Raw genomic sequence first — 18,632 nt, 5'->3', positions numbered from 1 at the left:
GCGAAAACGAAGGCGGCGGCGAAAACGAAGGCGGCGGCGAAAACGAAGGCGGCGGTGAAAACGAAGGCGGCGGTGAAAACGAAGGCGGCGGTGAAAACGAAGGCGGCGGCGAAAACGAAGGCGGCGGCGAAAACGAAGGCGCGGAAACGAACGCAGGAAACTCGGAAGTTGACGCTATGCAGGGTGAAAACCGCTGACCCACAAAGGATGGTCGTCTGAGCTAAGCCACGTGCTCAAGACAGACTGCGGCTAGGGATTGGTTTCGCCTTGTGCGACCCCCTCACAAAAAAGAAAGGCCGGAGCAGATTTGCTCCGGCCTTTTTTGTTCAACTTGAACGATCAGTCCCGCAGCAACTCGTTGATTCCGGTTTTCGACCGGGTCTTTTCATCCACTCGCTTCACGATCACGGCACAATACAGGCTGATATTGTTCTTGGACGGCATCGAGCCCGCGACGACCACAGAATAGGGCGGTACTTCGCCATACGTGACTTCACCGGTTTCGCGATCCACGATCTTGGTGGATTTGCCAATGAACACGCCCATTCCCAGAACCGATCCTTCACGGACGATGCAGCCTTCGACAACTTCTGAACGCGCGCCGATAAAGCAGTTATCCTCGATGATGGTCGGGCCAGCTTGCATCGGCTCCAGCACACCGCCGATGCCAACACCGCCCGACAGGTGCACATTCTTACCGATCTGCGCGCACGAACCAACGGTGGCCCATGTGTCGACCATAGTGCCTTCATCCACATGGGCGCCCAGATTTACGAAGGACGGCATCAGCACAACGCCCGGTGCGATATAGGCCGACTTGCGAACGACGCAGTTCGGAACCGCGCGAAATCCGGCCGAGCGCCATTGATTTTCGCCCCAACCGGCGAACTTGCTGTCCACCTTGTCCCACCATCCACCAGCTTGAGGTCCACCCGACTGGATTTCCATGTCCTTGATTCGGAAGCCCAGCAGAACCGCCTTCTTGGCCCACTGGTTCACATGCCAGTCGCCGCTCTCCAGCTTTTCCGCAACCCGCAGCGACCCGCTGTCCAGTGCGTTCAGCGTGTCCTCGATCGCTTCGCGTTGTTCACCGGTAGTCGCGGGTGTGATTGTGTCGCGCGCCTCCCAGGCGGCTTCGATGGCGGCTTCCAGTTGCGCGTTGGACATGGGGCGTCTCCCTACAGAATCTGTTCATGTTGATTTGGCCTATACGCAAGCCGGACCCTTGGCGCAATGCGACGAACATGGGCCATTTTGCGTCTGAAAGGCCTGGAATCAGCTGGCGCGGCGTATATGACGGGTCAGGATGCCTTTTGCCGTACTCAGGTCCTTGCGCCTGAGCGCCTGAACAAGCGCCGCATGATCTTTGTCAACCTGCTGCACCCATTTCGACCGCCAATGCGCAAACAAGTGACGAGCGCTCGCGATATGCAGATCGTCGATGGCGTGCAGCAGTCGGGGCAGACCGCAAGGTGTCAGGATGGCGCGATGGAACGTTCTGTTCAACGCCTCCCATTGCGGCATTGACCGCGCCTCGTCACACGCGATGCGCGCTTTTTCGATCTTTTCCAATGCGACCGGAGACATATTCTGCACGGATTGCTGTAGCGCCAGAGTTTCCAGCGCCACGCGCATTTCAATCACTTCGCGGACCTCTGCCGGATCAAGCGCAGTGACACGCATTCCCCGGCGTGGCTCGTGCCGCGCCAATCCATGTGCCTCGAGTCGCAACAGGGCTTCACGCACTGGTACGTGGCTGGTGTCGAAATCGCGGGCAATATGATCCTGCCGCAACTTCTCGCCGGCGACCAGCTCTCCGGTGATGATCTGCTGGCTGAGGTTTTGGTAAATCGTGTCGGAAATCGTAGCGGTCATGAATTATAGATAAAATTCACTATGCCCATCCACAACCCGATATTTCACCCTGCAAGCGGGTCCGGTGCAATATTCGCACCGCATACCAGAACGGCCACGCGTTCCCCGGTTTCGGGTTGGTACACGCCAGAAGTCAGGGCCGCCAACGCAGTTGCACCCGCTGGTTCCACCAGAATGCGATGCGCCTGCCACAGCGACTTCTGAGCCGCCGCGATAGCATCGTCCGATACCAGAACCGAGCTCATGCCCTGCGCGAGGTCAAAACAAATTTGCCCGATCCTTCGCGCACCCAATGCATTTGCCGCAATGCCGGAAACTGAAACGTCCACCGGCTCACCGGCCTTCAATGCGGCATTCAGCGCACAAGAGGTTGCAGGCTCGACCGCCACAACCTTACGCGCTCCGTCGAACCAGGCCAAAGCCCCAGCGATCAAGCCACCACCGCCGACAGCGACCAGAACCGTGTCTGCTTGCAGACCCTGCGCATCCCATTCCGCAAAGCAGGTTCCCTGCCCCGCCACCGTGGCTGGTGCGTCATAGGCATGTATCTGCATCGCTCCGGTTTCGGTCTCATGGGCCTGTGCCTGTGTCAGCGCGTTGGCGTATTCGCCGGACACAACGCTCAGATCCGCGCCGGATTGCCGGATCAACGCGATCTTGGATGGGCCCGCCAGTTCGGGCACGAAAATCTTGGCCGGATAGCCCAGCGCCTGCGCGGCAAAGGCCGCCGCTGCACCGTGGTTTCCGCCCGACGCAGCCACGACACCAGCCTCTGGCACATCCAGGCTGAGCAAGGTATTGAACGCACCCCGCGCCTTGAAACTGCCGGTGTGCTGCATGTGTTCCAGCTTCAGGTCAATCGGATAGCCTGGAATTTGGCTCTCGATCACCGGCGTCACCTGCGCATGCCCGGCGATGCGATTCTGCGCAGCTGATATTTCGCTCTTCCAATTCATTCTTGTACTTCCGTGACTGGCACTCTGCCCGCGAACCCTATAGCTGTTTGAAAAACACGCAAGCAGGGATCGATCACCCATGAGAGAAGACCGCCGCAGCCCGTTTCGCGATGCGCAGACCGACCGCTCGACCGCGAGCGAAGTGCCGGACACGCCGCAGACGCGTTCATCCGCCTATCGCCTTGCCTTTGCCGATGACGAGTTCCTGTGCCGGGACGAGTTGCGCCCGGTGCGCCTGCAACTGGAATTATTGAAGCCCGAGATGATCATGAGCGAGCGTGAGATCACCTCGACCATCGTGATGTTCGGCGGCGCGCGTATACCCGAGCCTTCGCAGAAACACACCGCACGGACCGAAACGCTGGCTGGCCTGTCGACCTATTATGATGAGGCGCGCGAGTTCGCCCGGCTAATGACCGTGAAGTCGAACGAGACTGGCTGCCGCGAAAACGTGATCGTCACGGGTGGCGGCCCCGGTGTGATGGAGGCAGGCAACCGTGGCGCACAGGACGCGGGCGGCTGCTCCATTGGCTTGAATATCGTTCTGCCGCACGAACAAGCCCCGAACCTGTATGTGACACCTGATCTCAGCTTCAACTTCCACTATTTCGCCATCCGCAAGATGCACTTCCTGATGCGTGCCCGCGCAATCACGATCTTCCCTGGCGGTTTCGGCACCATGGATGAACTGTTCGAATCCCTCACCCTGATTCAGACTGGCCGGATGGATCGTGTTCCTTTCCTGCTATTTGGACGTGAGTTCTGGGAGAAGGTCATAAACTGGGAAGCACTGGCCGATGCCGGCACCATCTCGGACGAGGATCTTGACCTGTTCCGCTTTGTGGACACGGCGCAAGAAGCGGTCGAAATCATCGAAAACTGGGAACCCGCCCCACCTCGCGACGAAATTCCGGGGCGTTAAAAAATGACCCCTAAAACCGGAGAAATGCTTCATCTGCGCGGGAACGCCCTGAGCAAGGGCGACCCTGTAGCTCTGCCGCTGACCCAAAGCAGTATGTTCCATCTGCCAGGCGCCCCCGACGGTCAGGCCAGTTATGGCCGGGTCGACAATCCGACCTGGGTGCATCTGGAGCATGTCCTGTCACACTTGGAAGACGCGCCTTGCCTCAGTTTCCCCTCTGGCATGGCTGCGATTTCGGCGGCACTGTTTGCCACGTTGCATTCCGGGTCACGCCTGCTGGTTCCGTCCGATGGTTATTACGTGACGCGTCTGTTGGCAGATCGGTTCCTGTCGCGTCTGGGTGTGGTTGTTGAGGAACGCCCTACCACCGCATTTACCGACGGTGGTTTTGACGGGTTCGATGTAGTGTTCGTCGAAAGCCCTTCGAACCCCGGGCTGGACATGATCGACCTTACAACAGTGGCAAATCAGGTACGGGCCGCCGGGGGCGTGACCATTGCCGACAATACGACGATGACACCGCTGGGTCAGCGCCCTCTGGATCTGGGCATCGATGTAGTGGTCTCGTCCGATACCAAGGCGATGGGCGGGCATTCCGACATGCTGATGGGTCATGTGGCCAGCCGCAACAGCGACATCATGGAACGGGTCCAGGAATGGCGTAAAGTGTCCGGCTCGATTCCCGGGCCACACGAAGCATGGTTGCTGCATCGAGGGCTTGAGACATTGGATGTTCGGTTCGACCGAATGTGCAGTTCAGCTCAGATACTGGCCGAACGATTGGCGACGCATCCTGCGGTGAAACAGGTTCGTTACCCCGGGCTGGCCAGTGACCCGTCGCACAAGCTGGCGCAGGAACAGACCACGCGGTTCGGATTTCTTTTGTCCCTGACAATGAAAAGCGAAGACAAAGCCGAAGCCTTCATCAACAATTGCCCCCTTCTACGCCCCGCCACATCTTTCGGAGGCGTACACAGCTCGGCCGAGCGCCGCGCGCGTTGGGGCGACGATGTTGATCCGGCCTTCATCCGCCTGTCCGTCGGATGCGAACCTGTGGAAGAGCTGTGGCAGGCCATCGAAGCCAGCCTGAACGCTGTGTGATTACGTCTTAGGCCCACGCAGTTCTTTGAACACGTAGATCGGCAGCACGACGCTGGCGATCAACGCCCCCAGCCAGACCAACAGCGTTGCCGCCAGCAAGTTCGAGACACCGCCAACGGTCAGCCCGGCAGTGATCAGGTCGGTCACCAAAAGCCCCACAAAAGTCACGATCAAAGCGATCCCACCCTTCAGGGCCGGTGCTTTCTTTTCTCCCAGTTTCAGGATCAGGGGCTCAGCCACGACCTGCACGACAGTGAAGACAATCACCACCACAATGAACGAGATCGGCCTGATCGCAAATCCGGACAATATCAGCGAGGCAAGCAACAACCCAATGGCATTCCCAGCCAGTAGAGCCAGAGCGGATTTTATTCTGCGCGACATGCGGCGGTCTCCGTCAATCAACAAGTAGAAACATGCAGATGTTATCAGAGCTGCAGGATTTTACGAGGCAATTCAATCGCCTCTTCCTTTTGTCCCGTTGAAATCGCATGGTAGAACACATTCATCAAGATCAGACCTGTCCCTGACCCGTGAGAGTGAGATGAGCGACGATCCCTACACCGTTCTTGGTGTCTCGAAGGACGCCAGCGCCGCCGAGATCAAAAAAGCCTATCGGCGCATCGCCAAGGAATGCCATCCGGATCTGAAACCCGGCGATGCCGAGGCTGAGGCGAAGTTCAAAGCCGCCGCCGCTGCTTATGACCTGCTGAAAGACCCTGAAACACGCGCGCGTTACGACAATGGTGAGATTGACGCATCCGGTCAGGAACGCCCGCAACAGCAGTATTACCGGGAATACGCTGAAGCCCCCGGAAACCCCTATCGCGGACGTCAGGCGGACCCGGACGATATGTCCGACATCTTCGCCGAGTTCATGCGTGGCCGCGGTGGCTTTGGCGGACAACGCACGCAGGAGTTTCACGCACCGGGTCATAACCTGAACTATTCACTGCAGATCAGCTTTCTGGATTCCGTCTTCGGGGCCAGCCAGAAGCTGACCCTGCCCGACGGCGACCGGATCGAGGTAAAGATCCCGGCGGGCATCACCGATGGTCAGACCATCCGTCTGCGGGGCAAAGGGGCTCCGGGATACGGCGAAGGCCCTCCGGGCGATGCTCTGGTGACTGTGTCAGTCGCCAAACATCCGGTGTTTGACCGTCAGGGCGACGACATCCACATCACGCTGCCCATTACCATTGACGAGGCCATTCTGGGTGGAAAGGTCCCAGCCCCAACCATTGACGGCGGCGTGAATGTCAGGGTCCCGGCAGGAACAAGCAGTGGCAAAACGCTTCGGTTGCGGGGCAAAGGGGTCAAGAAACGCGGCTCGTCCGAGCGCGGAGATCAGTTGATCGAACTGACCGTCTCGATGCCTGATACAATTGATGACAACCTGAAACAGTTCATGGAAACCTGGCGCGAAACGCACAGCTATGATCCGCGGAAAGGAATGCCGTCATGAGCCTGACCGAGAAGGAACTGATCGAAGCCGTTGCACGCCTGACTTCGGACCGGTTGACCGAGTATTTGGCGGCCGAGATTGTGATCCCCGAGCAATCGGACCAAGGGCTGGTCTATCACAAAATCGACGTTGCCCGGTTGGAACTGGCCTGCGAGTTGCACGAGCAATACGACATGGAGGCCGATGCACTGTCGATGATGATTTCACTGATCGACCAGATGCACGGGCTGCGCGCCGAGCTGCGCGAGGTCTTGAACGCGGTCGAGGCGCAACCAGAGCCGGTGCGCCAGCAACTGGTCGAGGTCATAGGGACAGCGCGATTCCGTCGCAGATAACGGGGTTTTGGACTCGAAGCATTTGGCGTAGAAGGCCGCCTTGATCCTTTGTCAGGTAGCACCATGACCCAGTCCAGATCCGAATTGCTGATGCCTGCGGGCAATCTTCGCAAGCTGAAACTCGCCGTCCTTTACGGGGCAGATGCGGTGTATCTGGGCACGCCCGACATGTCACTGCGCACCAAGTCCGAGTTTTCACTGGAAGAAGTGATCGAAGGGGTCGAGTTCTGCCACAGCCATGGCCGGCGCGCCTATCTGACGCTGAACCTGTTTTCGCACAACAAAGACATCCCGAAACTGGACGAATATATCGACACAGTGCGCAAGGTGAAGCCCGATGGCTTGATCATCGCCGATCCCGGCGTATTCCAGTATGTCCGCGAACGGGCCCCCGAACTGCCGCTGCATATCTCGACCCAGGCCAACATCTGTTCGTGGCTGTCGGTGAAGTTCTGGCAGGATCAGGGGGCGGAATTGGTGGTTCTGGCGCGCGAAGTCTCATACCCAGAATTGGTCGCGATTCGCGAGAAGTGCCCGGACATCAAGCTTGAGGCGTTTGTTCACGGTGCCATGTGCATGACCTATTCGGGCCGCTGCCTGTTGTCGAACTTCATGGCAGAGCGCGGCGCAAACCAGGGCAATTGCGCCAATTCCTGTCGCTGGAACTATGGGCTGAAACTGCGCCTCAAGGACGGCACGCACCAGGAACTACGCATCACCGAGGAAAACGCGGACCTGTTCGAGTTCCTGCTGGAAGAGGGTTGCCGGCCCGGTGATCTGATGCCCATCGAAGAAGATGATCGGGGGTCATATATCCTCAACTCGCGCGATCTCTGCATCATGCCGAAACTGGATGAGTATCTGAAGATCGGTATTGATAGCCTCAAGGTCGAAGGACGCGGCAAGTCGGAATACTATGCCGCCATCGTTGCCCGCGCCTATCGCATGGCTATCGATGACTACAACGCTGACCCGGAAAACTGGGACCCTAAGCCCTATATGCGCGAACTCGAAACTGTGGGAAACAGGGGCTACACGCTGGCCTTCCACGAGGGTCGCCTGACCAATTACGCACATGATTACGAACACACTGCATCAATAGCGCAGTGGGAGTACGCGGGGATCGTCACCGAGGTGACCGAGGATGCATTTCTGGTTGAAGTAAAGAACAAGCTGGAACCGGGTGATGTGTTGGACTTCGTCTCACCGATCTCACGCGAGACGGTTTTGTTGCGGGTCTATGACTTTGAACGCGCCAATGATGGTAAGCGACTGGACGTGGTGCATGGCAGCACGAAAACCGTCATCCGCCTGCCGTTCACCCTGTTTGATCACGAGGACATCGACGACCTGCGCACCCGTTTCCCGGTCTATTCCGTGCTGCGCAAAGAACGCGCTCTGACCGACGAGCACTGGAGCCGCATTCGCTTTGACAAACTGGTGCAGGGGCTGGAAACAACAGGTCGCGACAACCCTAATGCCTATGCCCGCCGCCGGGATGAACTGGTCGAGAAAATCGGCGAAGACGGCAACGAACGCCGGTTCAAGACCAACCGCATCGGCACCGAAGGTTGCTGCGGCAAAGGTTGCAATGGCTGTCTGATCTTCTGGCAGGATGAGAAATACGCACTGGCTCGTGAGGTGCTATCCAGGCGAAAGCAAGGCGAACAGCTCAGCCGCCGCGAGGCGACCGAGTTGAAACTGCCGGGCGAAACCGCGTAACCCGGCTCAGTTGCCTGCCTGATACTCTTCGGGAACGTAGAACGTATAGTCACGTTCTGCCACCTGTTCATGACAGACATGGCAATACACAACTTCATCGGCGCGGTCACCCATCGTATCGCCAAAAACCGAGCCATCCGGCAAGACCATGATGTAACGCCAATCCGCCGTATCCGGGTTCGCCCCCTTTGCCAGTTTTTCCATTATGAACATGGCACCAGGGTGAATGCGACCTTCATCCGTTACGGTCATGCTGTCCTTGGCCAGGACCGAACCCATTGGCAGTTCTTCGCCCTCCTGCAAAGTCGCATAGTTATGGGCCATGCGATTGGCGTAGCTGTTCACGAACCGCTGGCCGTGCGTTGCCGAAATATAGGGCGCATCGTTGAACAGCGGCCAGCTTTGATAGTTGAGGATCAGATCCAGTTGCGCCGCTGCATAACCACGCGCCATGCGCTTGGTCAGCGAGCGATAGTGGGCCACAGCCTCTTCTTTGCTCAACTCAGCGGGGTTCTCTATCGCGATATGGGCATTGTCGCCGTCAGCCGCTGCCAGCCCTGCTGTAAGCACAAGCCCAAGAATCGCAGCGGTTCCTTTTTGGAAGATACGTAGAAGCTTCGAGTCCATTATTTTGACCCACCTGAAAATCAGTTTGCCTGAGCACCACTTGGCAGCAATTAAATAATCTAGCGGCCTCGGAATAACTTGCCAGCTCTGGTCCGGTAATCTCACTGCCTTGTGCATCAATTTGAGGATAAACAGAGCAACGCCGGATGCAACAAACATAGCAAATTATGCATGTGGTTTCAGCATCTGAAACATTAAGTTTTCAAGCACACTTATGGCGTGCAGTGAGAGATCTGAGACAAGCGAAGCGCGATCCCGGCGTCCCGCAGTAACCGTACAGTTGCCCGGCTTGCAGGACGGCAGACCTTAACTGCTCAAACCGGTTTCGGCCTCAATCTGTTTGCGCGATTTCCGGGCACGTTCCGTGGCCGATTTCAACTGACCACAGGCGGCCATGATGTCCTCGCCCCGCGTCTTTCGGATGGGCGAGGCATAACCCGCCTGGTAGATGATATTCGCAAAAGCCCGGATGCGGTTGTTCGAGCTGCGCTTGTAGGGTGCGCCGGGCCATTCGTTGAACGGGATCAGATTGATCTTGGCCGGAATGTTGTGGCGCTTGATGTGATCGATCAGGCGATGTGCATCCTCGTCGCTGTCATTCACACCATCCAGCATCACGTACTCAAAGGTGATCCGCTCGGAATTCGAAGCATTGGGATAGCTGGCCAGCGCCTGCAGCAGTTCTTCTATATTCCAGCGCTTGTTGATCGGCACCAGAACATCGCGGGTTTCATCAGTGGTGGCGTGGAACGAAATCGCCAGCAGGCACCCGATTTCCTCGGCCGTGCGCGCGATCTCGGGCACAACGCCTGAAGTCGAGAGTGTGATACGACGGCGCGACAGTGAAATCCCCTCGGGGTCCATGGCGATCTTCATCGCATCGCGAACGTTTTCGAAATTGTAGAGCGGTTCACCCATGCCCATCAGAACAATGTTCGACAGCAGGCGGGTTTCATCCTTGGGCGCGCCAGGGGTCGGCCATTCTTCAAGATCGTCGCGCGCCATCATGATCTGACCGACGATTTCGGCAGATGTGAGGTTGCGCACCAGTTTTTGAGTGCCGGTATGACAGAACGAACAGGTCAGCGTGCAGCCCACCTGAGACGAGATGCACAGCGTGCCGCGATCATCCTCGGGGATATAGACCACCTCGACCTCATGCCCGCCCGCGATCCGGCACAGATATTTACGAGTGCCGTCCTCGGACACCTGCCGTGTCACCACCTCAGGGATCTCAATCACGAAATGTTCGGCCAGTTGTGCACGATATGCTTTGGCGAGATTGGTCATCTGGGCAAAGTCGCGCACGCCCCATTGATAGATCCATTGCCAGATCTGCCCCGTGCGCATCTTGGCCTGCTTCTCGGGCGTGCCGTGCTCAATCAATGTTTCGCGCAAACCGTCGCGCGAAAGACCGACAAGGTTCACTTTCCCCTCGGGCAGTTTGCGCGGGATGGTCAAGACGTCTTGGGTGATCGGCGCTTTGGGCGACATTGGCGTATCTCAAAGGAATCGGGCTTGGGATGCGCCTCTATATAGGAACCTGCGCAAAGATCAAAAGGTTTCCTGCGCCGACGGACCCGGCACGATGAACATGCCGGGTCCTTGTGATCAGTTTACCGGCGGCGGTGTATAGCAATCATTGGCGTCTAGTGTCTGCACAGGATCTTCGGGGCCACATTGCTCGCCCGATATCGGGTAGGATCCAGTTTGTTTCTCGCAAGCGCTCAGCACAGCGACAGATGCGACCAAAATCAGTGGGATCCAGGTGTTCTGCTTCATCACGATATCCTCTCTCAGTGACTGAACCACTTAGTTCACATTGCCACATTCGAAACTTTGATACGGATCAAAACAGGCAGATAACCAAACGTCAAAAGCCCCGCGATCAGGCGGGACCTTGGCAACAAATGCCACCGTGGGGTCAGTTGGTGCAGCGTTTCTCAGCGTCTTCGATCGCGGCAGTAAAGCCCAGCAACGAGAAGGTATCTTTCGTCTGCGTCCCGCGTTCGGACCGAGCGGTCAGAACGGCCTCGGTCCCGCGCTTAAGGGCGGTGATGATCTTGGCATCATCCGCATCCGACGCGGCCCAAGCCCATTCGCCTTCGGTGAACAGTTCGAACTCGGTCCCGTCTACGTTCAGGTTCACCGTAGAACCCGCAGCAAACGGATAGCCGCCGGTAAAGGTCAACTGACCTTTGACCTCGGCATTTGGACGATAGAACACAAACAGCAGGATATCGCTGCGCCGTACAGAAACCACGCGTCCACCGCGGGTGTTCACAGTTTCTTTGGGTGCAGAGACGCTCCAGCATTCGGTGGGATCGTCTTCGACGAATACGCTCCAATCCGTTTTTGCAGCAACTCGGTTTGTGCTTGTCGCCTGTTGGGCGATTGCAGAAGTCGCGGCGATGCCTGCCACACACAGGCCCGCAATCGTGCGAACGAGCATTGATCCCATTGTCCAGCCTCCTAGCTCGACCCTTACCTCATACCCATCGGACATGCTGCGAACCCTGCCGGTTCGTCTATTAGTTTGCGTATTCCGATGATTGCCGACATACACACACTAACGCAGGTTTCGCCACAGGCGAAAGGGCGATTGGCAGAATTTTGCGCATAAATTTCGGAGGTCCAGATGACGCAGCCCGTACCCATGACAGAACTTTGGCGTGGTGCTCTGCTGGAAAGCCTGCATCTGGGTCACGCTGTCATATGTGACGACTCCGGCCAGATCGTGCACAGCTGGGGCGACCCGCAGGCAATTATCTACCCTCGGTCATCCGCCAAGATGATTCAAGCGTTACCGTTGATCACGTCAGGGGCGGCGGCAAAATACGGGCTGACTAGCGAACACCTCGCGCTGGCCTGCGCGTCGCACAACGGGGCTGCGATCCACACGGACCGTGTGACAGCGTGGCTGGATCACCTGGGATTGAACGAGCACGACTTGCGCTGCGGCCCGCAGGAACCGGCGGATACGGCTGCACGCGACCGACTGATATTGGCCGACGATACGCCCTGCCAGATCCACAACAACTGTTCCGGCAAGCATTGCGGCTTTCTGACTCTGGGCCAGCACATGGGCGCAGGGCCGGAATACCTTGAGATTGACCACCCGGTACAACAGGCCTGCCTGTCCGCCATCGAAGAAACAACGGGCGAGACAAGCCCGGGCTACGGAATCGACGGCTGCTCGGCCCCGAACTTCGCCACATCGCTGACGGGTCTGGCCCGGTCAATGGCATGGTTTGCTTCAGCCGAAGACCGATCCGACCGGTCCAGCGATGCGGCATCGCAACTGGTTTCTGCCATGGTCAAACATCCCGAACTGGTCGCGGGCGAAACCCGCGCGTGCACAGAACTGATGCGCGCCATGAACGGGCGGGTCGCCATCAAAACCGGGGCTGAGGCCGTTTTTGTGGCCATTGTCCCGGAAAAACGCCTGGGCATTGCGCTGAAGATCACCGATGGCACCACCCGCGCCAGCGAATGCGCCATCGCGGCCATTCTGGTCAGCCTAGGCGTGCTGGAGGCCGATCACCCGGCCACCCGCAAATTCATGAACGCCACACAATACAGCCGCCGTGGGCTGGAATGCGGCGTGATCAAACCTGCGCCGGGATTCCCCGGCTAAGGTCTTCACATCTCGATTTCATGCACCTCGGCCACTTCGACCGAGCCCGAACCGTTCACCACCATTGGACACCCCTTGGCCATCTCGGTCGCGGCGTCGATGCTGTCGGCTTTGATCACCGTGAAGCCCGAGGCTGGGTTCGCACCGCCATTGTCGACAACGCCGCCATTGCTAACCGTATAAGATTGACCCACGGGATTGCCGGGGATTTCCAATGCCTCGCCCATACTCTGAAACCATGCGCCCCAAGCGGCCATGGTCGCCTCAATCTCGGCGGGGTCGGTTGGTGTGTGACCCCCGTGATAGACAAACAAAAATTGGGGCATAACGCTCCTCCCTGATGAAAACCTATTTGCAAAGTGCTTCGAGTTTGCGCAGCGAAGACGTCCAGCCCTGATTGTGGTTTGCTGCAGCTTCAGCATCGACCAGTTCCCGGTGGTCCAGCACCAGTCTGGAACCGCTTTCGGTCGCAGAGACGGAAAGGATCACGTGACTTTCAGCGCCGCGCTGATCCTGATCGTCATGCCAACCCCATGTAAAACCAACCGACTTCGGTGAATCGACATGCGTCACGTGGCCAGAGACCTTGTATTGCTGCCCTTCGCCATTCTCCATCACCGAATACCAAGGGCCGGTGCGCGAGAAATCCAGGTTGTGCTCGGGCACGTGCATTCCTTCGGGCCCCCACCATTGCAACAATCTGGTGCCGTCGCTGATCCACGCAAACAGTACTTCGGGGCTGACGGGGAATTCCCGTTCCAGTTTCAGGTCGGCCATGAATTCTCCCTTTCGATAATATCGCTCAGACGATCGAGGCTGCTCTCCCAGAATTGCCGCTTGGAAATCGTCCAGTCGGCAATCGCCCGCAACCCTTCGGATCGGATGGAATACATCCGCTGTGTGCCTTGCACACGCTGCTGCACCAACCCCGCCTCGCGCAGTACCTTGAGGTGGCGTGAGATCGCAGCGCCGGACATTCCACGCCCTTCAATCAGATTGCCCGCTGGCAATTCACCGTGCTCCATCAGTTGCTCGACAATCGAGAACCGGGTTGCGTCGGACAAAGCGGAAAAAGTGGTCAGAAGCGTGCTCATGACCATTATTTAACATAAATGTTAAATAAAAGGAAGCCCCTCTAGACCCCTGTAAACTCAGCGCGGCTGTATCCTTGCAGGTACAGCAGCGCCGTAAGGTCGCCGTGATTCACACGCACGTCGCACTTCGCGGCCACGGATGGTTTTGCGTGAAGCGCCACACCGGTTCCGGCACGACCCAGCATTCCAAGATCATTGGCCCCGTCACCTACGGCAATCACGTCCTTTTCAGTCAACCCAAGCCGCGCAGAAATCTGTTCCAGCGCTTCGATCTTGGCTTGGCGCCCCAAAATGGGTCGCGCCACATCACCCGTCAGCTTGCCGTCCTCAGCCAGCAGTGTATTGGCGCGGTTTTCATCGAAACCAAGCAACTCCGCCACCCGCGAGGTAAAGGCCGTGAAACCACCGGACACCAGCGCGGCGAACGCGCCATTCTTCCGCATCGTTGCCAGCAATTCCATTCCGCCGGGCATCAGGGTGATCCGTTCATGCAGAACTTTGTCGATGACGCTTTCGTCCAGATCTTTGAGCAAACCGACCCGTTCGATCAGGGCACCTTCGAAATCCAGTTCTCCATTCATGGCCCGGGCCGTGATGTCTTTTACCCGCTCACCAACGCCGGCCTCATCCGCCAGCTCATCAATGCATTCCTGCTGGATCATCGTGCTGTCCATATCGGCCAGCAGCATCTGTTTGCGCCGTCCAAGTGCAGGTTGCACGATCAGGTCCACACCCATCCCCTGCAGGTCCGCCCAAGCATCCCAACGGTTGTCGGGCAAATCGTTCAGCGAAAACTCAGCCGCTTCATCTGGGCTGAGCCACAGAACATCCCCACCGCCCCACGCGTTGCGCAGCGTCTCGGGCAGGGCACGGTCCAGCGAAGGCGCCGCCGGATTGGTCAGCAAAGTGGCGACATACATATTCGATCTCCAGTGTCTTGGCCGAGCGGGTTGATTTAGGGGGTCAACAGGATGCGGCCCTGATCGGTCAATTCCCAGCAGGTCCGCCCTTCGAACACGGCCACCCCCACAGGGCGCCCGTACCCGGCCCCCGTATCCAGATTGACGCGATTGCCATAATGCGTTGCCCGATCAACAGGGGTGTGGCCGTGCACAACCAACTTGGGATGCGGACCTCGATGGTTGTGAAAATCCTGCCTGATCCAGACCAGATCACTTGCGCGCTGTTCATTAAGCGGCACGCCCGGACGAATTCCTGCGTGAACAAAGGCAAGCTCGGGCGTCTGATGCATCAGGACCAGATCGCGCAGAAAAGTCAGGTGCGACTTCGGTATGGCCACCTGCGCCTTCTGATGCAGGTCTTCCAGACGGATCTGGCCTTCGAATTCGACCCCATAGCTGAGCAGGGTCTCGATCCCGCCCAGCCTTTCATGCAGCCAATGATACCCGACAAGCAAATGCGGATCATGGCGCGGTATGTCTTCCATGAACCAGGCGAACATTCGGTCGTGATTGCCCAGCAGAGTGATCCAGTTTTGGCCAGCGTCGCGTCCCGCAATCAGACGGTCGATCAGCCCGCGACTGTCAGGGCCGCGATCCACGTAATCACCCAGAAACACAATCTGAACATCAGGGCCGCCATCGATTTGGATCAGAGACAGCGCGCGTTCCAGTTCAGCCACCTGCCCATGCAGATCACCGATAACATAGACAGGCTGTGTCATGGACATCCTCCGCTGGTAAGGTTCAGCTCGCTTGTGCCCCAGATTGCGTCTTGAGAGAACAATGGACCCGGGTATTCGCATAACCGGGTCCTGAACTGTTTCTCAAACTCAACAGGCCGCGTCAGGCGACATCGAACTCCAGCGGCTTGATCTGTGTGAACAGACCCGTTTCCGCCAGCTTGGCCCGCGCTTCGGCCGGAACTGGTTCGTCGACATAGAGCAATGCGATCGCCTCACCTCCGGCCTCGGACCGCCCGAGAGTAAAGTTCGCGATGTTGACGTTGTTCTCACCCATGGTCTGACCCAGAGCACCGATGATGCCCGGAACATCCTCGTTGGTGGTATAGAGCATATGGGCACCAACCTCGGCATCGATATTGATGCCTTTGATCTGGATAAAGCGCGGTTTGCCGTCGCTGAACACGGTGCCACCAATCGAACGTTCGCGCTTGTCGGTCACAACGGTGACTTTGATATAGCCCTCGAACACACCCGTTTTGTCCTGATTGGTGGTCGAGATCTTGATCCCGCGCTCTTTGGCGACAACCGGGGCCGAAACCATGTTTACCTCTGGGTTGAACTTTTTCATGATCCCGGCGACCACTGAGCAATTCAACGCCGCGAGGTTCATTTCAGCGGCAACACCATCGTACAGGATATTGATCGCCTTGACCGGCTCATCTGTCATCTGGCCGATGAAGCTGCCAAGATGACCCGCCAGCTTGATCCACGGCCCCATGACCTTGGCTTCTTCCGCCGTTACGCTGGGCATGTTCAGTGCGTTCTCGACAGCGCCAGTCAGCAGATAGTTCGAAATTTGCTCGGCAACCTGCAGCGCAACATTCTCCTGCGCCTCGGTCGTCGCTGCCCCAAGGTGCGGTGTGCAAACCACGTTTGGCAGGTTGAACAGGGCGTTTTCCTTTGCCGGTTCCTCGCTGAAAACGTCAAAGGCGGCACCGGCGACTTGACCGGACTGCAGCGCTTCGGCCAGAGCGTCCTCGTCAACCAGACCACCACGGGCGCAGTTGATGATGCGCACGCCTTTTTTGGTTTTGGCGAGGTTCTCCCGGCTCAGAATATTGCGGGTCTGATCCGTCAGCGGCACGTGCAGGGTGATGAAGTCGGCACGGGCCAGCAATTCGTCCAGCTCAACCTTTTCGACACCCATTTGCGCGGCTTTCTCTGCGCCCAGATAGGGATCATAAGCGACGACCTTCATCTTCAGGCCAAGAGCGCGTTCACATACGATGCCACCAATGTTCCCCGCACCAATTACTCCGAGGGTCTTATTGGTCAGTTCGATCCCCATGAATTTAGACTTTTCCCATTTGCCCGCATGGGTCGAGGTGCTGGCCTCGGGGATTTGCCGCGCCACGGCAAACATCATCGCAATCGCATGTTCTGCAGTAGTGATCATGTTGCCGAAAGGCGTGTTCATCACGATCACGCCTTTTTTTGATGCCGCTTCCTTGTCGATATTGTCAGTGCCGATCCCGGCACGACCGATAACCTTCAGCTTGTCAGCCTTCTCCAGAATGGTTGGCGTGACCTTGGTGGCCGAACGGATGGCAAGGCCGTCATACTGACCGATCACTTCGGCCAGTTTATCTTTGTCCTTGCCCAGATCGGGCATGAAATCCACGTCGATGCCACGGTCGCGGAAAATCTGCACGGCGGTTTCGCTAAGCTTGTCAGATACGAGTACTTTGGGGGCCATATTCTCTGGTCCTTGAATTGTATGGAAGGTCCGGGCCTTAGACGGCCCGGCAAACAGGTCAGGCAGCTTCGGTTTGTGCCGCAATCTCGGCCTCGAAGGCCCATCCCAGCCAGGGCAGCATCGCCTCGATATCCGAGGATTCGACCGTGCCGCCGCACCAGATGCGCAGACCAGCAGGCGCGTCGCGATAGGCCCCGATATCCAGCGCGATATTCTCGGCCTCTAGTCGCTTGGCCACGGCCTTGGCAAATGCGGCACCGTCCTGAATGCGCGCGTCGGCGAACTTCAGGCACACGGATGTGTTGGATTGCGTCGCTGCATCCTCGGCCAGATTTTCAATCCAGTCATTCTGCGCACAAAACGCATGTACCGCACCGGCATTGGCGTCCGCACGGGCGATCAGCCCCTGCAACCCTCCGACCGAACGCGCCCAATCCAGCGCGAACAGGTAATCCTCAACCGCCAACATCGACGGCGTGTTAATCGTCGCCCCGGTAAAGATGCCGTCGATCAACTTGCCGCCTTTGGTCAGGCGGAAAATCTTCGGCAGCGGCCATGCGGGGGTGTAGCTTTCCAACCGTTCCACCGCGCGGGGGCTGAGGATCAGCATTCCGTGCGCAGCCTCACCGCCCAGCACTTTCTGCCAGCTGAAGGTGGTTACATCCAGCTTGTCCCAAGGCAGGTCCATCGCAAAAGCGGCGCTCGTCGCATCACAGATCGTCAGACCCTGACGGTCATCCGCGATCCAGTCGCCATTGGGAACCCGCACGCCCGAGGTCGTACCGTTCCATGTAAACACAACATCATTGGCGAAATCGACCGAGGCCAGATCCACGATCTGACCGTAATCCGCGGTCTTCACCTCGGCGTCGACCTTCAGTTGCTTGACCACATCCGTGACCCAGCCAGACCCAAAGCTCTCCCACGCCAGCATCTCGACCTTGCGCGCGCCCAATAGCGACCACAGAGCCATCTCAACCGCGCCGGTGTCCGAGGCGGGAACGATGCCAATCTTGTAGTCCGCCGGAATTCCCAGCACCTCTCGCGTGCCTTCTATGGCCGCCTTCAGCTTGTCCTTGCCAATAGCGGCACGGTGCGAGCGACCCAGCGCGGCATCGGCGAGTTTGGTCAGATCAAATGTGGGGGGCTTGGCGCAGGGGCCCGAAGAAAAACGCGGATTTGCCGGCCGCGTTGCCGGTTGTTCAATAGTCATCTGTATTACCCTTCCAGATACACGCCCCTCGTTGGGGAGGGGTGTCCCGCGGTCAGAGGTATGGTCCCTTCGCACCTGCAGCAAGCGTAAAAGACGCTTCATTGGGCGAAAACGACATCCAAAAAGGGCTCAAATCAGAACATGAGTTTCCGATTGGCGAAAAACCCCGCCGATTTCCCGGCGGGGTTTGCTGGTTTCACTCTGCGGCGTCCATGTATTCTTCCATTGGGGGGCATGTGCAGACGAGGTTTCTGTCTCCGTATGCGTTGTCGACGCGGTTGACG

22 protein-coding genes are annotated in these 18,632 nt (G+C 58.0%); 7 read left to right on the top strand and 15 right to left on the bottom strand.

The window, feature by feature from the left end; all coding sequences use genetic code 11:
* Positions 1–197: hypothetical protein (locus ACR0K5_RS24585; RefSeq protein ID WP_480632163.1), on the top strand; the 197-nt coding region annotated here is incomplete at its 5' end.
* Between the two features lie 142 nt (positions 198–339).
* Here ACR0K5_RS24585 and dapD read toward each other — a convergent pair.
* From dapD to ACR0K5_RS24570, 3 genes are all read right to left on the bottom strand, one after another.
* Entirely contained in the window at positions 340–1,167 is an 828-nt protein-coding gene (dapD, locus tag ACR0K5_RS24580; protein WP_480632162.1) for a 2,3,4,5-tetrahydropyridine-2,6-dicarboxylate N-succinyltransferase, read from the bottom strand.
* A 108-nt stretch (positions 1,168–1,275) separates the two neighbouring features.
* Complete coding sequence (locus tag ACR0K5_RS24575) at positions 1,276–1,875, bottom strand: GntR family transcriptional regulator (RefSeq protein WP_480632161.1); 600 nt, start codon at positions 1,873–1,875, stop codon at positions 1,276–1,278.
* A gap of 44 nt (positions 1,876–1,919) precedes the next feature.
* The gene (locus ACR0K5_RS24570; RefSeq protein ID WP_480632160.1) at positions 1,920–2,831 is read right to left on the bottom strand and encodes a threonine/serine dehydratase; all 912 of its coding nucleotides are present in this window, start codon (positions 2,829–2,831) and stop codon (positions 1,920–1,922) included.
* Between the two features lie 79 nt (positions 2,832–2,910).
* Here ACR0K5_RS24570 and ACR0K5_RS24565 point away from each other — a divergent pair, with 79 nt between their 5' ends.
* Entirely contained in the window at positions 2,911–3,753 is an 843-nt protein-coding gene (locus tag ACR0K5_RS24565) for an LOG family protein (protein WP_480632159.1), read from the top strand.
* 3 nt (positions 3,754–3,756) lie between these two features.
* Positions 3,757–4,854 (top strand): cystathionine gamma-lyase, encoded by a 1,098-nt coding sequence (locus tag ACR0K5_RS24560; RefSeq protein ID WP_480632158.1) that lies wholly within the window; start codon positions 3,757–3,759, stop codon positions 4,852–4,854.
* On the opposite strand, the gene ACR0K5_RS24555 is transcribed toward ACR0K5_RS24560, so the two are convergent.
* Complete coding sequence (locus ACR0K5_RS24555; RefSeq protein WP_480632157.1) at positions 4,855–5,238, bottom strand: hypothetical protein; 384 nt, start codon at positions 5,236–5,238, stop codon at positions 4,855–4,857. It abuts the gene before it with no gap.
* A 160-nt stretch (positions 5,239–5,398) separates the two neighbouring features.
* Between ACR0K5_RS24555 and ACR0K5_RS24550 the strand changes: the two genes are divergently transcribed.
* The 3 genes from ACR0K5_RS24550 (at position 5,399) to ACR0K5_RS24540 (ending at position 8,376) form a co-directional block, all read left to right on the top strand.
* Positions 5,399–6,319, top strand: a complete 921-nt coding sequence (locus ACR0K5_RS24550; RefSeq protein WP_480632156.1) for a DnaJ C-terminal domain-containing protein — start codon at positions 5,399–5,401, stop codon at positions 6,317–6,319.
* On the top strand, positions 6,316–6,654 hold the full coding sequence (locus tag ACR0K5_RS24545) for a hypothetical protein (RefSeq protein ID WP_480632155.1): 339 nt from the start codon (positions 6,316–6,318) through the stop codon (positions 6,652–6,654). Before ACR0K5_RS24550 ends, ACR0K5_RS24545 begins: the two co-directional genes overlap by 4 nt.
* Before the next feature lie 63 nt (positions 6,655–6,717).
* Positions 6,718–8,376 carry a U32 family peptidase gene (locus tag ACR0K5_RS24540; protein ID WP_480632154.1) on the top strand — a complete coding sequence of 553 codons (1,659 nt, stop codon included), beginning with the start codon at positions 6,718–6,720 and terminating at the stop codon, positions 8,374–8,376.
* 6 nt (positions 8,377–8,382) lie between these two features.
* On the opposite strand, the gene ACR0K5_RS24535 is transcribed toward ACR0K5_RS24540, so the two are convergent.
* From ACR0K5_RS24535 to ACR0K5_RS24520, 4 genes are all read right to left on the bottom strand, one after another.
* A complete protein-coding gene (locus ACR0K5_RS24535; RefSeq protein ID WP_480632153.1) occupies positions 8,383–9,003 on the bottom strand; it encodes a cytochrome P460 family protein in 621 nt (206 codons plus the stop codon).
* Positions 9,004–9,309: 306 nt separating this feature from the next.
* Positions 9,310–10,497 carry a dual-specificity RNA methyltransferase RlmN gene (gene rlmN / locus ACR0K5_RS24530; RefSeq protein ID WP_480632152.1) on the bottom strand — a complete coding sequence of 396 codons (1,188 nt, stop codon included), beginning with the start codon at positions 10,495–10,497 and terminating at the stop codon, positions 9,310–9,312.
* 117 nt (positions 10,498–10,614) lie between these two features.
* Positions 10,615–10,785 (bottom strand): hypothetical protein, encoded by a 171-nt coding sequence (locus ACR0K5_RS24525; RefSeq protein WP_480632151.1) that lies wholly within the window; start codon positions 10,783–10,785, stop codon positions 10,615–10,617.
* A 142-nt stretch (positions 10,786–10,927) separates the two neighbouring features.
* Entirely contained in the window at positions 10,928–11,464 is a 537-nt protein-coding gene (locus ACR0K5_RS24520; RefSeq protein WP_171119964.1) for an invasion associated locus B family protein, read from the bottom strand.
* Positions 11,465–11,641: 177 nt separating this feature from the next.
* Here ACR0K5_RS24520 and ACR0K5_RS24515 point away from each other — a divergent pair, with 177 nt between their 5' ends.
* The gene (locus ACR0K5_RS24515; protein ID WP_480632150.1) at positions 11,642–12,640 is read left to right on the top strand and encodes an asparaginase; all 999 of its coding nucleotides are present in this window, start codon (positions 11,642–11,644) and stop codon (positions 12,638–12,640) included.
* 5 nt (positions 12,641–12,645) lie between these two features.
* Here ACR0K5_RS24515 and ACR0K5_RS24510 read toward each other — a convergent pair whose 3' ends face one another.
* The 7 genes from ACR0K5_RS24510 to ACR0K5_RS24480 form a co-directional block, all read right to left on the bottom strand.
* Positions 12,646–12,966 carry a YciI family protein gene (locus ACR0K5_RS24510; RefSeq protein ID WP_480632149.1) on the bottom strand — a complete coding sequence of 107 codons (321 nt, stop codon included), beginning with the start codon at positions 12,964–12,966 and terminating at the stop codon, positions 12,646–12,648.
* A 22-nt stretch (positions 12,967–12,988) separates the two neighbouring features.
* Entirely contained in the window at positions 12,989–13,417 is a 429-nt protein-coding gene (locus ACR0K5_RS24505) for an SRPBCC family protein (RefSeq protein ID WP_480632148.1), read from the bottom strand.
* On the bottom strand, positions 13,405–13,734 hold the full coding sequence (locus tag ACR0K5_RS24500; protein ID WP_480632147.1) for an ArsR/SmtB family transcription factor: 330 nt from the start codon (positions 13,732–13,734) through the stop codon (positions 13,405–13,407). Before ACR0K5_RS24500 ends, ACR0K5_RS24505 begins: the two co-directional genes overlap by 13 nt.
* 41 nt (positions 13,735–13,775) lie before the next feature.
* Complete coding sequence (gene serB, locus ACR0K5_RS24495; RefSeq protein ID WP_480632146.1) at positions 13,776–14,654, bottom strand: phosphoserine phosphatase SerB; 879 nt, start codon at positions 14,652–14,654, stop codon at positions 13,776–13,778.
* Positions 14,655–14,689: 35 nt separating this feature from the next.
* Positions 14,690–15,418, bottom strand: a complete 729-nt coding sequence (locus ACR0K5_RS24490) for a metallophosphoesterase family protein (RefSeq protein WP_480632145.1) — start codon at positions 15,416–15,418, stop codon at positions 14,690–14,692.
* Positions 15,419–15,539: 121 nt separating this feature from the next.
* Entirely contained in the window at positions 15,540–17,135 is a 1,596-nt protein-coding gene (gene serA, locus ACR0K5_RS24485; protein ID WP_480632144.1) for a phosphoglycerate dehydrogenase, read from the bottom strand.
* Positions 17,136–17,193: 58 nt separating this feature from the next.
* Positions 17,194–18,348 carry a phosphoserine transaminase gene (locus ACR0K5_RS24480; RefSeq protein ID WP_480632143.1) on the bottom strand — a complete coding sequence of 385 codons (1,155 nt, stop codon included), beginning with the start codon at positions 18,346–18,348 and terminating at the stop codon, positions 17,194–17,196.
* Positions 18,349–18,632: the final 284 nt, after the last annotated feature.

This window comes from Ruegeria sp. AB9 (genome assembly GCF_056542585.1).
This window is presented reverse-complemented; position numbering and strand designations above follow the sequence as displayed.